Annotated in this window: 15 protein-coding genes; 10 read left to right on the top strand and 5 right to left on the bottom strand. The window is 66.2% G+C overall.

Annotation, left to right across the window (positions count from 1 at the left end):
- Positions 1-141: 141 nt before the first annotated feature.
- Positions 142-1,518, bottom strand: a complete 1,377-nt coding sequence (gene dbpA, locus OU419_RS02535) for an ATP-dependent RNA helicase DbpA (protein ID WP_254470123.1) — start codon at positions 1,516-1,518, stop codon at positions 142-144.
- A 320-nt stretch (positions 1,519-1,838) separates the two neighbouring features.
- Here dbpA and OU419_RS02540 point away from each other — a divergent pair, with 320 nt between their 5' ends.
- Positions 1,839-2,051, top strand: coding sequence for a cold-shock protein (locus OU419_RS02540; RefSeq protein ID WP_015475193.1), 213 nt, complete (start codon positions 1,839-1,841; stop codon positions 2,049-2,051).
- 90 nt (positions 2,052-2,141) lie between these two features.
- Positions 2,142-2,672 (top strand): retropepsin-like aspartic peptidase RloA3, encoded by a 531-nt coding sequence (gene rloA3 / locus OU419_RS02545; protein ID WP_254470124.1) that lies wholly within the window; start codon positions 2,142-2,144, stop codon positions 2,670-2,672.
- Here rloA3 and mdtD read toward each other — a convergent pair whose 3' ends face one another.
- Positions 2,673-4,109, bottom strand: a complete 1,437-nt coding sequence (gene mdtD, locus OU419_RS02550; RefSeq protein ID WP_254470125.1) for a multidrug transporter subunit MdtD — start codon at positions 4,107-4,109, stop codon at positions 2,673-2,675. It abuts the gene before it with no gap.
- Between the two features lie 258 nt (positions 4,110-4,367).
- Here mdtD and OU419_RS02555 point away from each other — a divergent pair, with 258 nt between their 5' ends.
- Both OU419_RS02555 and OU419_RS02560 read left to right on the top strand, forming a co-directional pair.
- Positions 4,368-4,910 (top strand): DUF2780 domain-containing protein, encoded by a 543-nt coding sequence (locus tag OU419_RS02555; protein WP_254470126.1) that lies wholly within the window; start codon positions 4,368-4,370, stop codon positions 4,908-4,910.
- Between the two features lie 96 nt (positions 4,911-5,006).
- Positions 5,007-5,564 carry a DUF2780 domain-containing protein gene (locus OU419_RS02560; RefSeq protein ID WP_254470127.1) on the top strand — a complete coding sequence of 186 codons (558 nt, stop codon included), beginning with the start codon at positions 5,007-5,009 and terminating at the stop codon, positions 5,562-5,564.
- Positions 5,565-5,571: 7 nt separating this feature from the next.
- Here OU419_RS02560 and OU419_RS02565 read toward each other — a convergent pair whose 3' ends face one another.
- Positions 5,572-6,456, bottom strand: a complete 885-nt coding sequence (locus OU419_RS02565) for an acyltransferase (RefSeq protein WP_254470128.1) — start codon at positions 6,454-6,456, stop codon at positions 5,572-5,574.
- A 136-nt stretch (positions 6,457-6,592) separates the two neighbouring features.
- On the opposite strand from OU419_RS02565, the gene rloA2 reads away from it, so the two are divergent.
- The 5 genes from rloA2 (at position 6,593) to OU419_RS02590 (ending at position 11,240) form a co-directional block, all read left to right on the top strand.
- Positions 6,593-7,120: a retropepsin-like aspartic peptidase RloA2 gene (gene rloA2 / locus OU419_RS02570; protein ID WP_254470129.1), complete on the top strand. Its 528-nt coding sequence runs from the start codon at positions 6,593-6,595 to the stop codon at positions 7,118-7,120.
- Positions 7,121-7,186: 66 nt separating this feature from the next.
- A complete protein-coding gene (gene creB / locus OU419_RS02575; RefSeq protein ID WP_254470130.1) occupies positions 7,187-7,876 on the top strand; it encodes a two-component system response regulator CreB in 690 nt (229 codons plus the stop codon).
- Positions 7,876-9,294: a two-component system sensor histidine kinase CreC gene (gene creC, locus OU419_RS02580; protein ID WP_254470131.1), complete on the top strand. Its 1,419-nt coding sequence runs from the start codon at positions 7,876-7,878 to the stop codon at positions 9,292-9,294. Before creB ends, creC begins: the two co-directional genes overlap by 1 nt.
- 186 nt (positions 9,295-9,480) lie before the next feature.
- Positions 9,481-10,926 (top strand): cell envelope integrity protein CreD, encoded by a 1,446-nt coding sequence (gene creD / locus OU419_RS02585; RefSeq protein WP_254470132.1) that lies wholly within the window; start codon positions 9,481-9,483, stop codon positions 10,924-10,926.
- Positions 10,926-11,240 carry a hypothetical protein gene (locus OU419_RS02590; protein WP_268172942.1) on the top strand — a complete coding sequence of 105 codons (315 nt, stop codon included), beginning with the start codon at positions 10,926-10,928 and terminating at the stop codon, positions 11,238-11,240. The genes creD and OU419_RS02590 overlap by 1 nt, the downstream gene beginning before the upstream one ends.
- Before the next feature lie 228 nt (positions 11,241-11,468).
- On the opposite strand, the gene OU419_RS02595 is transcribed toward OU419_RS02590, so the two are convergent.
- A complete protein-coding gene (locus tag OU419_RS02595) occupies positions 11,469-12,092 on the bottom strand; it encodes a glutathione S-transferase (RefSeq protein WP_254470134.1) in 624 nt (207 codons plus the stop codon).
- A gap of 16 nt (positions 12,093-12,108) precedes the next feature.
- On the bottom strand, positions 12,109-13,065 hold the full coding sequence (locus OU419_RS02600) for a Vgb family protein (protein WP_254470135.1): 957 nt from the start codon (positions 13,063-13,065) through the stop codon (positions 12,109-12,111).
- 83 nt (positions 13,066-13,148) lie between these two features.
- Between OU419_RS02600 and OU419_RS02605 the strand changes: the two genes are divergently transcribed.
- The gene (locus OU419_RS02605; RefSeq protein WP_302328826.1) at positions 13,149-14,003 is read left to right on the top strand and encodes a protein phosphatase 2C domain-containing protein; all 855 of its coding nucleotides are present in this window, start codon (positions 13,149-13,151) and stop codon (positions 14,001-14,003) included.
- Positions 14,004-14,031: the final 28 nt, after the last annotated feature.

A 14,031-nucleotide genomic window follows, 5' to 3' on the forward strand; every position in this document is an offset into this window, starting at 1 on the left:
ACTAGCGGATCGTTCCGGACGCGGCTATCGCAAGCGCGACAGTGTACGACGCCTCCCTGCTGGCACGCCGCTCGGCGGGGGCTCCAGGTCATCCGGCGGGCAACATTGCTCAAGCCCGGTCCGCCGGGCCTGATACCGGGGTCAGAGTATCCGCGCCTTGAACGAACGGCCCTTGATCTTGCCTTCGTTGAAATGCTTCAAAGCCTGCCTGGCCGCATCACGTTCAACGGCGACGAAGGCCTGGAAATCGAAGATGGCGATCTTGCCGACCTGGGTGCCCTTGAGCCCGGCGTCACCGGTCAGTGCGCCGAGGATGTCGCCGGGGCGCAGCTTGTCCTTGCGCCCGCCGGCGATGGCCAGGGTGGTCATCGGCGGCAACAGCGGGGCGTCGTTGGCCTTGAGGAAATCGATGCGCTCCCAGTTGAGCGGGGCGCCTTGCAGGTCTTCGATCGCCTGGGCGCGGCTGGCCTCGGCGGGGGTGACCAGCGATAGCGCCAGGCCTTTCTCGCCAGCGCGGCCGCTGCGGCCGATGCGGTGCACATGGACCTGCGCATCACGCGACAGCTCGACGTTGATCACCGCTTCCAGAGCGGCGATGTCCAGCCCGCGCGCGGCCACGTCGGTGGCCACCAGCACGCTGCAACTGCGGTTGGCGAACATGGTCAGCACCTGATCGCGCTCGCGCTGCTCCAGGTCGCCGTGCAACGCCAGGGCGGAAATCTTTCGCGCATTGAGCTGCTCCACTACTTCCATGCACTGCTGGCGGGTATGACAGAAGGCCACGCAGGACTGCGGGCGGAAGTGCTGCAGCAGGCGGACGACGGCATCGAGGCGCTGCCTGGGGTCGATCTCGTAGAAGTGCTGTTCGATCTGGCTGTCGTCGTGCAGAGCCTCCACTTCCACGCGCTCGGGGTTCTTCAGGAACTTTGCCGCCAACTGGCCGATTCCGTCGGGGTAGGTGGCGGAGAACAGCAGCGTCTGCCGGCGCGAGGGCAGTTGGCCGATGATGTCGGCGATGCTGTCGTAGAAGCCCATGTCGAGCATGCGGTCGGCTTCGTCGAGCACCAGGGTATTCAGCCCGTCGAGTTTCAACGTGCCGCGGCGCAGATGTTCCTGCACCCGGCCCGGCGTGCCGACCACCACGTGGGCGCCATGCTCCAGCGAACCGATCTGCGGGCCGAAGGGCACGCCGCCGCAGAGGGTCAGCACCTTGATGTTGTCGGCGGCGCGGGCCAGGCGGCGAATTTCCTTGGCCACCTGGTCGGCCAGTTCGCGGGTAGGGCAGAGCACCAGTGCCTGGCAGCCAAAGAAGCGTGGGTTCAGGGGGCTGAGCAGCCCGATGCCGAAGGCGGCGGTCTTGCCGCTGCCGGTCTTGGCCTGGGCGATGAGGTCGCGGCCCTTGAGGATCACCGGCAGCGCGGCGGCCTGGATCGGGGTCATTTCCCGGTAGCCGAGGGTGTCGAGGTTGGCCAGCAGATCGGCTGACAGGGGAAGGCTGGAGAATGCGGGCGTGGTCACGGAGAGGGCCTGGTGAATCCTTTGGTCGCGCAGTGTAGCAGGGGACGCTCCAAAGCGGGCTGAGATGCCGGTGCGGCAAGGGTTTGCGGCCACTCGTCAGAAATACCGGGAAGCGCATTCCGGGGATTTTTATCCAGATTCGCTTTCCGTAGATTTTTGTCGTAGAGTTTCCGAACTGTGTTTGCATGGGTCGCCGTCGATCGTGACCTGATGCGGTCGGTTATTCCACCCCGTCCTGCTCGACTCCTTGTAACTCCTTGCAACTCAGTTCCTGGCCACTCACGTGGCTAATTTCCAAAATACGTTCCAAGGAGAACACCATGTCGAATCGTCAGAACGGCACCGTCAAGTGGTTCAACGAGACCAAGGGCTACGGCTTCATTACCCCGGAAAGCGGCCCGGACGTTTTCGTTCACTTCCGCGCTATCGAAGGTAACGGCTTCAAGACCCTGGCCGAAGGCCAGAAGGTCAGCTTCGAAGTCGTGCAGGGCCAGAAAGGCATGCAGGCCGAGCGCGTTCAGGTGATCAACTAAGATCCCCTGGCGTCAGCCGAAGAACCCCGGATGGAAACATCCGGGGTTTTTTATTGCCTAACTGCCGTTGTCATATCGGAGTCGCCATCCATGCCGTCGCCATGTTCCCGCCTGTTGATCGCCTGTCTGCTCGCCTCCGGCGCCACCGGCGTTTTTGCCGCCGACACCCCTGCTCCCACATCCGCGCAGCCCACCACCTGGGGCTGGGTCGAGACGCTCAAGCTGATGCCCGAGGATGCGGCGCTCAAGGCCAAGCTGGATACCGGCGCGCAAACCTCGACGATGGACGCCCGCAACATCACCCGGATCAAGAAGAACGGCGAGCGCTGGGTGCAGTACGACGTCATGGTCACCGACCCCACTACCGGCAAGGAAGTGCGCCTGCCCTTCGAGCGGCGCGTCGAACGGGTGCTGAAATTCAAGACGGCCGCTGGCCTCGAGCGCAGCCCGGTGGTGCTGATGGATGTGTGCCTGGGCGGCAAGGTCTACCGCGAGCAGTTCTCCCTGCGCGACCGGCAGACCCTGGACTATCCGGTGCTGCTTGGCCGGCGCACGCTGGAGCACCTGGGCCCGGTGGACGCTTCGAAGACGCAGACCGCGACCCCAACCTGCAAACCCTGATCAGTGTTCGTTGACGTTGTTCTCCGGATCTACCCGGCGCGGCGTCGTGCGGCCATCCTCGGTGTTGAGCTGGAAGAAGATCGCCGCCGCCAGCATCGACAGCAGGCCGACGCTCAGGTAGGTCGCCTGGAAGGCCGAGAGCACATTGCCCTGGGCACTCTCCAGGTCACCATTGAAACCGCCCAGCAGCGCCGCCGCGCAGGCGATGCCAAGGCCGACCGACAACTGCATCACCACCGAAAGCAGGCTGTTGCCTGAGCTGGCGTTGTCGTCGCGCAGGTCGATCAGGGTCAAGGTGTTCATCGCGGTGAATTGCAGCGAGTTGATCCCGCCGAGCACGGCCAGTTGTACCAGCAGCAGGGCATACGGCGTGTTCTGGTCCACCAGGCCGAGGCTTGCGATCATCGCGCCGAGCAGCACCGTGTTGCCCACCAGCAGCCGGCGGTAGCCGAACAGCTCCAGCAGTGGCCTGGCCAGCGACTTGATGACCATCGCCGCAAGCGCCATCGGGATCATGCTCATCCCTGCCTTGGACGGCGAGTAGCCAAGCCCGACCTGCAGCAGCAGCGGCGTCAGGAACGGCAGCGAGCCACTGCCCAGCCGTGCGAACAGGTTGCCCAGCACGCCCACGGCGAAGGTGCGGGTGCGGAACAGCGACGGCGGGAACAGCGGCGCTTCGATGCGCAGCGCGCGCAGCCAATAGGCCGCCAGCAGGACCAGTCCGCCGACCAGCAGCAGTACTACCCGCACGTGGGGCATGTGCAGTTCGCCCAGGCCCTCCAGGGCGATGGTGATCAACACCATCGCGCCGCCGAACAGCAGGAAGCCGATACCGTCGAAACGTGTTGCGCGCACGCCGTGCAGGTCCGGCATCAGGCGCAGGGCGACGATGAAACCGATCAGCCCCACCGGCAGGTTGATCAGGAAGATCCAGTGCCAGCTGGCATATTCCACCAGCCAGCCGCCCATCGTCGGGCCGGCCAGCGGGCCGAGCAGGCCGGGGATGGTGACGAAGCTGAGGATCCGCACCAGCTCGCTGCGCGGGTAGACGCGCAGGATCACCAGGCGCCCCACCGGCATCATCAGCGCCCCGCCGATGCCCTGCACCACCCGCGCGGCGATCAGGGTGCCGAGGCTCGGTGAGAGCGCGCAGAGCAGCGAGCCGAGGCTGAACAGGAAGATCGCGAAGAGGAACACCCGGCGTGTGCCGAAGCGGTCGGAAATCCAGCCGGAGGAGGGAATCAGCAGCGCCACTGTGAGCAGGTAGGCGATCACCACGCCCTGCATGCGCAGCGGGTCCTCGTTCAGCGAGGTGGCCATGCTCGGTAGCGCGGTGTTGAGGATGGTGCCGTCCAGGGCCTGCATGAAGAAGGCGATTGCCACGAGCCAGGGCAGCAGTCGAGCCACACGAGGCGTCAGGATGAAAGGTTCGCTCATGGTCGATCCATCGGTCGGGAATGGCTCTAGCTTAGGGAATATTTGCCAGTGGCGCTTGCCGTCTCGCCGGTACTGGTGCGACGAGGTCCTGCGACGGGTTGCCAGCGGTTCGGCGAAACCATCCGCTATGCTCGAACAGGACGCTCTGGACAGGCCGGTTGGCCGGTGCAGAGTACCCCGGCGATGGCGGAACGATGTCAGCGTCGCTCGGTCGATATATCGTCCGGCCGTTTGCCGGAGTACCCAGAGGAGTCAGCGATGTCCGTCAAACCCCGTGTCACCCTCGCCCTGGCCGCCCTGCTGGCAGCCTCTTCCGCCTTCGCCTTCAACCTTGAAGATGCCGCCAAGGCGGTCTCAGGTGCGACCGGCGGCGATGTTTCGCAGGTTGCCACCACGCCGCAGACCAGCGGCCTGCTCGGTGCCCTGACCGGCCAGCTCGGCGTCAGCGACGAACAGGCGCTCGGTGGCACCGGCGCGCTGCTCGGCCTGGCCAAGAACAAGCTTAGCGGCGGTGACTATTCGCAACTGATGAAGGCCGTCCCCGGCCTCGACAAGCTTTCCGGGAGCAGTGCGCTCGATGGGCTGGGCGGCCAGCTCGGCAATCTGGGGGGCGGTGCTTCCAGTGGGTTGCTGGGCAACGTCAGCAGCCTGGGCGATGTGAACAAGGCGTTCGGGGCTCTGGGCATGGACCAGGGCATGACCGGCAAATTCGCCAGCGTGCTGCTGGACTATTTCGGCAAGCAGGGGGTGAACAGCCAACTGCTGAACAGCCTCGGCGGACTCTGGGGCGCAGGTGCCTGAGTAGCCGCCCGCCGGCGCGGAACCGCCGCCGGCCTGCCAGGTCGAATCGACGACTCGGCCCCTGCCCGGGGCCGGGCTTCCCTTCCGGAGTCGTCGATGTCCGCCAAATCCGCCGTTCTTCTGGCCGCCGCCTGGCTGGCCGTTTCCCCTGTGTTCGCCGCTACCTTCAGCGAAAGTGCCGAGCCTGCCGGCTCGCTCGAGGCGCCTGCGCAGGCGGCAGGCACCTTGCTGAACGACCTGACGCAGCAGTTGGGGGTGAGCGAGCAGCAGGCCATTGGGGGCACCGGCGCGTTGCTGGGATTGGCACTCAATACCCTGAAGGATGCGGACAGCGCGCAGTTGCAGAAGGCGATGCCGGATATGCAGCAGCTCGCCGGCAACAGTTCGCTGGGCGACCTGGGTGGCGCGCTGGGCGGGCTCGGAGGCGCGGCCGCGCTCCTGGGTGGCATCAGCGACCTGCAGGACGTCGACCAGATATTTGCGGTGCTGGGAATGGACCAGTCGATGATCGGCCGCTTCGCCGGCGTGATCATGGATTACTTCGGCCAGCAGGGACTCAGCACTCAACTGCTGGGAACCCTGGCTGGACTATGGGGCGTGCCCGCCGCCGCATCGGCGGCGCCGGCCGCATCCGCCGCTGGCCGCGGCGCCTGAGCGGATATCAGAACTCTTCGCGCAGTGCCGCGATGCGAGCATCCTTTTCTTCCCACAGGCGCGAGACCCACGCCTGCACGTACTGGCGGAATTGCGCGTCGTTCTCATAGTCGCCCTGCCATAGTGCGGGGTCGATCTCGCGCGGCTGGATATCCACGATCACCCGCGGTACGCGCCCGCACAGCAGGTCCCAGAAGCCCGGCAGCGGGCCTTTCGGATAGATCACGGTGACGTCCAGCAGGGTGTCGAGCTGCTCGCCCAGCGCCGCCAGCACGAACGCCACGCCGCCTGCCTTGGGACGCAGCAGGTTCTTGTAGGGCGACTGCTGCTGGGCCCTTTTCGCCGGGGTGAAGCGGGTGCCTTCGAGGTAGTTCACCACGGTCACCGGCATGCGCTTGAACTTCTCGCAGGCCGCCTTGGTGATTTCCAGGTCCTTGCCCTTGAGCTCCGGGTGCCTGTCGAGGAACGCCTTGCTGTAGCGCTTCATGAAGGGGTAGTCGAGCGCCCAGAACGCGAGCCCCAGGAATGGCACCCAGATCAGCTCCTTCTTCAGGAAGAACTTGAAATACGGCGTCTTGCGGTTGAACGCCTGCACCAGGGCCGGGATGTCGACCCAGGACTGGTGGTTGCTGATCACCAGGTAGGAGGTGTCGCCGCGCAGGTCTTCGCCGCCACGGATGTCCCACACGGTGGGCGTCATCAGCGCGAAGATGGCCTTGTCGATCTCGGCCCAGGTTTCGGCGATCCACATCACCCCGCGCGAGCAGGCGTCCTTGGCCGCCTGGCCGGGGGCGATCAGCTTGAGCAGTGCGATCAGCATCATCGGGCCGATCAGGATCAGGGTATTGAGCAGCAACAGGAGGCTGGCGATGACGCCGGACAGTGCCCGCATGGAGATCCGATTCCTTGTGCGACGGTGGCGCGGCCATGATACGCAGACAAATCCTCGCACCCAAGCATGGCGGGTATGGCGAACCAATGGCCGCCATGCTAGTCCTATGCGACATATCCCATCCCGGAGATTTCGCGTGAAACGCGCCCTCGCCCTGCTATCCCTGATTGCCCTGCCCAGCCTGGTGCTGGCCGCCGAACCCAGGCTCTATGGCCGCTACGAGTGGGTCAGCCTGCCCGAGCTGGACCGTACCCTGCAGGCGAAGATGGACACCGGTGCCTATACCTCGTCGTTGTCGGCCAAGGACATCCAGATCTTCCAGCGAGACGGCGAAGACTGGGTGCGCTTCAAGCTGGCGACCAAGGACGGCGGCGACTCGGTTTACGAGCACAAGCTGCTGCGTATCTCCAAGATCAAGAACCGCGCCGAAGGCGCCGCCGAGGACGAGGAGGAGGACAGCAATCCCGGCCTCAGCCAGCGTCCGGTGATCGAATTGCCAGTGTGCCTGGGCGGCGACCAGCGCACCATCGAGGTCAACCTTACCGACCGCAGCCACTTCAATTACCCGTTCCTGATGGGAACCAAAGGGCTGCGCAAGTTCCACGCCGCGGTGGATCCGAGCGAACGCTTCGCCGCCGGCAAGCCAAGCTGTTCTGGCGGCTGATGCCTGGATTGACGCGGTGCCGGCCTTGCGGCACCGTGCCGGCAGTTTCCACGGAGCGGGAATTCCATGCCGCATATTCTCATCGTCGAAGATGAAGCTGCCATCGCCGACACGCTGCTCTACGCGCTACAGGCGGAAGGTTTCCAGGCCACCTGGCTGAGCCTGGCTGGCGCTGCGCTTGAGCGGTTGCAGCGCGAGAGCTTCGAGCTGGTCATCCTCGATGTCGGCCTGCCCGACATCAGCGGTTTCGAAGCCTGCAAACGGCTGCGGCGCTTTTCCGACGTACCAGTGATCTTCCTCACCGCTCGCGACGCCGAGATCGACCGCGTGGTGGGGCTGGAGATCGGCGCAGACGACTACGTGGTGAAACCCTTCAGCCCCCGCGAAGTCGCCGCGCGGGTGAAAGCCATCCTCAAGCGCACCGCGCCGCGCGAGGTGCCGCCGCTTGGCGTGGCCGACATGGGGCCGTTCGCGGTGGACGAGGAGCGCTTCCAGATTCGCTACCACGGCCAGCCGCTCAACCTGACCCGCCACGAATTCCGCCTCCTGCAGACCCTGCTGGCGCGCCCGGAACGGGTGTTCAGCCGCGAGCAGTTGCTCGATGCGCTGGGTGTGGCCGTTGATGCCGGTTACGAGCGTAACGTCGACAGCCACATCAAGAGCCTGCGCGCCAAGCTGCGCCTGGTGGATGCCGCCGCCGAACCGATCCAGACCCATCGCGGCCTGGGTTACAGCTACGCGCCGGACAAGAGCTGATGCGCCTTGGCCTGCGCATCTTCCTCGTCTATTTCCTGTTCGTCGGGCTGACCGGCTGGTTCGTCCTGCGCACGGTGATGGATGAGATTCGCCCCGGCGTTCGACAGTCCAGCGAAGAGACCCTGGTGGACACCGCCAACCTGCTGGCCGAGGTGCTGCAAGCCGACGTGAAGAACGGCAGCCTGGACCGGAGCCGGCTGCCCGACGCCCTCCGCGCCTATGGCTCGCGCAGCCCGCAGGCCGATATCTGGGGCGTGAACAAGACGGCGGTAAACCACCGTATCTACGTCACCGATGCGCGCGGTATCGTCCTGCTGGACTCTCTCGGCCAGGCGGTGGGCCAGGACTACTCGCGCTGGAACGACGTCTACCTGACCTTGCGTGGCCAGTACGGCGCGCGCTCCAGCCGCGAATCGGCGGATGACCCGGAGTCCTCGGTGATGTACGTCGCGGCTCCCATCCGCGATGGCGAGAAGATCATCGGCGTGGTCTCGGTTTCCAAGCCCAACCGCACCCTGCAACCCTATATCGACCGCTCCCAGCGCCGCCTCGCCTGGCTTGGCGCCGGGCTGATCGCGCTCGGCCTGCTGGTGGGTGGGCTGCTGTCGTGGTGGCTGAGCCGCTCCCTCGGCCGCCTGACCCGCTATGCGCAAGCCGTCAGCGATGGCCGCCGCGCCGAGCTGCCGCGCTACCGGGGTGGCGAGATGGCGCAGCTGGCCGACGCGGTGGAGCGCATGCGGGTGCAGCTCGAAGGTAAGGCGTACGTCGAGCGCTATGTGCACACGCTGACCCACGAGCTGAAAAGCCCGCTGGCGGCGATCCGCGGCGCGGCCGAACTGCTCGAGGGCGAGATGCCCGCCGAGCAGCGCGCGCGCTTCGTCGGCAACATAGCGGGTGAAAGCGAACGCTTGCAGCAACTGATCGAACGCCTGCTCAACCTGGCCCAGGTGGAGCAGCGCCAGGGGCTGGAGGAACGAGTGCCGGTGGCGCTCCGTGAGCTGGTCGCTGCACTGGCCGATGAGCGCCTCGCCCGCGTGCAAGGGGTGAAGCTGGAGAATGCCATCGCGCCGCAGGCCATCGTGGCCGGCGAGCGCTTCCTGTTGCGCCAGGCGCTGGGCAACCTGTTGGATAACGCCCTGGACTTCACCCCGCCCGGCGGCATGATTCGTTTCGACGCCACGCAGGTCGGCGAGCACTGGCGGCTCGATCTGTACAACCAGGGCGAGGCGATTCCCGACTTCGCCCTGCCGCGCCTCACCGAACGCTTCTACTCTCTGCCGCGCCCCGCCAGCGGCCGCAAGAGCACGGGGCTGGGGCTGAACTTCGTGGCCGAAGTCGCGGCGCTGCACGGCGGCGAATTGCGGGTGGAGAACGTCGAGGGCGGGGTACGGGCGAGCCTGACCTTGCCTCAGGCCTAGGGAACTCGGCCCTCCAGAAGCCGTTTGGCGGCTGGGTGGCGCGAAGCGATACCCATCGAGCATTGTGCGACGGTGCCGATGGGGCTCCGCACGGCATGCAATCTCCACGAACTCTCCACATTCCTTCCCTATCGCCGCCACCGGCGTTCCCCAAGCTCTCCCCATCGCAACCAGGGAGAGCCCCCAATGAACCGCCAACTCGGCTTCAAGCTCGGCGCCATCGCGCTGTTGATCGTGCTGCTGCTGATTCCGCTACTGATGATCGACGGCCTTGTGGATGAACGTCAGTCCTATCGTGACGAGGTGCTGCAGGATATCTCGCGCAGTTCCAGTTACAGCCAGCAGCTCACCGGGCCGGTGGTGGTCGTGCCGTACAGCCGTACCTTGCGTAGCTGGCGCCTGGACAAGGCGAGCCAGCAACGGGTGATGCAGGAGCGTGAGGTGCGTGGCCGCCTGTACTTCCTGCCGGAAACGTTCGTCCTCGACGGACAGATGCGCACCGAGCTGCGCCACCGCGGCATCTACGAGGCACGCCTGTACCACGCCGGCAACCAGATCAGCGGCAGCTTCGTTCTGCCAGCCAACTACGGCATCGCCAGCGACCTGGCCAGCTACCGGTTCGACGACCCGGTTCTGGCCGTGGGGATCAGCGATGTGCGGGGCATCGAGAACGCGCCCAAGCTCAAGGTCGAAGGCGCGCTGCGTGACTTCCAGCCCGGTACCCGGAGCCAGCTCCTCGGCAACGGGGTGCACGCAGTGCTGCCGTTCAAGGCAAGCGACCGCGAGCAGCGCTTCGACTATGCCTTCGAATTGTCTCTGCTCGGCAGCAGCCGGCTGGACATCACGCCGGTTGGCCGCGACAGCCAGGTCAACCTGACCGCCGATTGGCCTCACCCAAGCTTTGGCGGCGAATTCCTGCCCACCGAGCGCAGCATCAGCGACCGGGGGTTCAGCGCGCGCTGGCGCACCAGCTTCTTCGCCACCAACCTGGAGGACCAGTTGCGTGCCTGCACTGCATCGGCTCAGCCCGATGTCGCAGTGGCTGCCGTGCCGGATGACCCGGATGTGGGCCAGGCATCTTCCGCACGATGCAGCGAGTTCGCCGAGCACAGCTTCGGCGTCGCCCTGGTCGACCCGGTGGACCAGTACCTGAAGACCGACCGTGCGGTGAAGTACGCGCTGCTATTCATCGTCCTCACCTTCGCTGGCTTCTTCCTCTTCGAGGTCCTCAAGCGGCTGGCCGTGCACCCGGTGCAGTACGGCCTGGTGGGCATGGCGCTGGCGTTGTTCTACCTGCTGCTGCTATCGCTCTGCGAGCATGTCGGTTTCGAATTGGCCTATCTGATTTCTGCCTCCGCCTGTGTCGGCCTGCTCGGTTTCTATCTCTGCTACGTGCTGCACAGCCTGTGGCGCGGCGTGACCTTCAGCGTCGCTCTGGCGGCCCTGTACGGCATGCTCTATGCGCTGCTCAACGCCGAGGACTATGCACTGCTGATGGGCTCGCTGCTGCTGTTCGCTGTGCTTGCCGGAGTGATGGTGCTGACCCGCCGCCTGGACTGGTATGGCATCGGCAAGCCATCGCGCGGGGATGAGCTGTCCTTTTCGCTGAGCGACGTACAGGCGGGGGGTTGATGAACATGTTCATGCAGAACCTTGCTCGCTTCGCCGGATGCCTGCTGGCCGGTCTGCTGCTCAGCGCTGCGAGCCTGCCGGTGCTGATGCTGATCGGCCGCTTCGACTGGATTGCCGCGCTGGCCGCCAGCGGCAAGCCGCTGGCCCATCTCGCCCTGGTGGCGCTGCCCGGAGCCTTGTGGGAGTCCCTGAGCGGTGTGGCGGACGCGGCGCACAACCCGGATGTGCGTTCCTTCCTCGAATTGTGCACAGGCGTCGCCCAGTCGGGTCTGCTGCTGGCAGTTGCGATCTACCGCCTGGCGGTGCGCAAATGAGCGCCTGGGACGGGTTGCGCGCTGAGCGCGAAGAGGGGCGAAAGCTGGCGCGCAGGATCGCATTACTGTTTCCGCCCAGGCCGTTGCCGGCGAAGGGGCGGAATCACCCCCGGGCCGCCGGTGGAGCCGGATGCTGATTCTGCCGGGCCGGTCGACGTCATGGCGCTCTATGGGCCGTGACGCTGTGCTGTTGGCGGCACGACAGGCAGGCCCGGGTGGTGGCGAGTGTCAGGCCGGGGCGGTCGCCTGCAGCGACGGCCGCCGGCTGGCCTCGGCGAGCCAGTGCGCCAGTTGCGGATACTCGGCTCGCCAGTTCCAGTGCGGCTGGCGGAAGTCCAGGTAGCCCAGGGCGCAGGCCAGGCCGATGGCGGCCACGTCGAAGCGCCCGGCGAGTTCGGCGTGGGCCGGGCCGTCGAAGTAGGCGAGGGTGCGCGCGATCTTCTGCTGCTGGTTGTCCAGCCATTGCTCCCAGTGCTTTTCCGGCGGTCGCATGGCGGTTTCGTAGCGGATCAGCACTGCCGCATCCATCACCGCGTCGGCCAGCGAGGCCAGCGTCAGGCGCCGCCAGCGAGCCGGGCCGTCACGGGGGATCAGCGGTTCGCCGGTGTGCTGCTGGTCGAGGTATTCGAGGATCACCCGGCTGTCGTGCAGGACCTGCCCATCGGGCAGGCGCAGGGCGGGAATCTTGCCGGCGGGGTTGCCCTGCAGCACGCCGGCGTCCGGCGCGATGGGCGTATGGACGGCGGCATACAGCTCCACCCGGTCGAGCTGGCCGGTCTCGTGCAGCAGCACCATGACCTTGCGTACGAACGGCGATGCCGGGGCGTGGAACAGGATGGGACGGACGCTCATGGGTACTCCTTGGCGTTCAATCGTGGATGAGCACCAGGCGGTCGGTGCCGGACTCTGCGCCCCAGACCTCGCCTGGACGCCCCTGCAACTGGCGTACCCTGGCGTTCTCGTGGTCGCTCGGGTAGGCGCTGAAGCGTTCGCTCTCCGGGTCGAAGCGCAGGATGGAATTACTGGCGAAATCGCTCAGCCACACCTGGTCCATCGCGTCGACGTAGAGCGCATAGGGCTGCGGATGATCGCCCGGCAGTTTCCATGTTTTCCACTGGTTGTTGTCCGGGTCGAAGCAGGCCAGTTGGCCGGCGCTCCACTGGCTGACCCAGAGGCGTCCGACCGAGTCGGACCAGAGGCGGCGCGGGCCGCTGTTGGCCGGCGGGTCGGAGCGGGTGACCTTGTCGCCGACCGGATCGATATGGCCGACGTAGTTACCGGCCAGCGAGGCGTACCAGATTTCTCCGTCGGGCGTGACCGCGATGCCGTAGGGGCCTTTGCCGCCGGGCGCGGGCCAGACCTTGAGTTCGCGAGTCTGCGGGTCGAGGCGGCCATAGAAACCGTTCTGCCCGGTGAACCACAGGATGCCATCGTCATCGAATACGGCAGTGTTGAGGTTGGCGTTGGCGGCTTCCTTGGGCAGCGGGATGACTTCCACACCCAGGCGCTCGTGGTCGACTCGGACGATGGCGTTGAGACCGCTGTCGGTGATCCAGGCATCGCCATCGGGGCCTGTTACCACACCGTGCGGTGCTGAGCCCTTGCCCAGGCTGACCTGTTCGGTCGCGCCGCTTTGCGGGTCGAGCCGTCCGAGCGAGCCAAGGGCCTGTGCGGTGTACCAGACCTTGCCGTCCCCGGTGGGCGCCACGTCGTGGGGGCCGGAGCCCTTGGGCAGGTCGAAGTACTTCACGCTGGCGGCATCGGCGCCGCCAGCCAGCAACAGGCCGGCGAGCAGCAGGGGCAGGGCGCGCTGGATCGAGGACATGTGGCTCTCCTTGGCAGGGTCCGTGATTGGGTGAGACTGTACGCCGGGCATGGCGTTCGGCGATACGAGGAGTAAAGCGCGTGATGACGATACAGGTACTGGGGGCGGCGTGCCGCCAGGGTTCACCGGTCAACGATGATGCCATCGGTCACACCGCGAGCGCCGCCTGGGTGCTCGATGGCGCCACCAGCCTGGGGCCTGGGCTGGTGGACCCGCAAAGCGACGCGCGCTGGCTCGCGCAGAGCGCCAACGGCCATCTGCAACGCTTGCTGGAAGAGTCGCCGGGGTTGCCGACCGATGCGCTGCTGCGCGCACTGCAACAGGGCATCGCCGATGATTTTCGGCGTGACGCAGGCATCGCAGCGACACCTGGGCTGGACCTGCCCAGCGCCTGCCTGAGCCTGCTGCGGCTGCTGCCGGACGGCACGCTGGAGCTGCTCAATCTGTGCGACAGCCGCATCCATCTGGCGTGGGACGATGGCCGCGCCGAAAGCTTCGGCGACACGCCGCTGGATGAGCTGGACCGGCAGTCGGTGGAGCGCCTGCTGGCGCTGCGCGAGCAGCATCCGCACTGGAGCCACGGTGAGCTGTTCCAGGCCAGCCGGGAGTGGGTCCGGCGCAATCGTGCGCTGGCCAATACTGCGCAGGGGTACTGGGTGCTCGATCCGACCGACCGCTGGCTGGCGCACGTGCAACGGCGGGTGGTCGACCCGGCGCGCCTGCGTGCGTTCATGCTGGTGACCGATGGTTTCGACCGCCTGCTGGAGTTTCGTCGCTACGGTCTGCTGGAGCTGTTCGAGGCGTTGCCGCTGCGTGGCGTCGAGGCGCTGATCGATGAGTTGCGCAGGATCGAGGCCGCCGATGGCCAGGCGCTGGAGCATCCGCGCCTGAAGATCCATGACGATGCGAGTGTGGTGTGGGGAGCGCTCGGCGGTTGAACATGGCCTCACGCCCTCCTTCGAAGAG

The sequence above is a fragment of the Pseudomonas triclosanedens genome (assembly GCF_026686735.1).
GTDB classification, from domain to species: Bacteria; Pseudomonadota; Gammaproteobacteria; order Pseudomonadales; family Pseudomonadaceae; genus Pseudomonas; species Pseudomonas triclosanedens.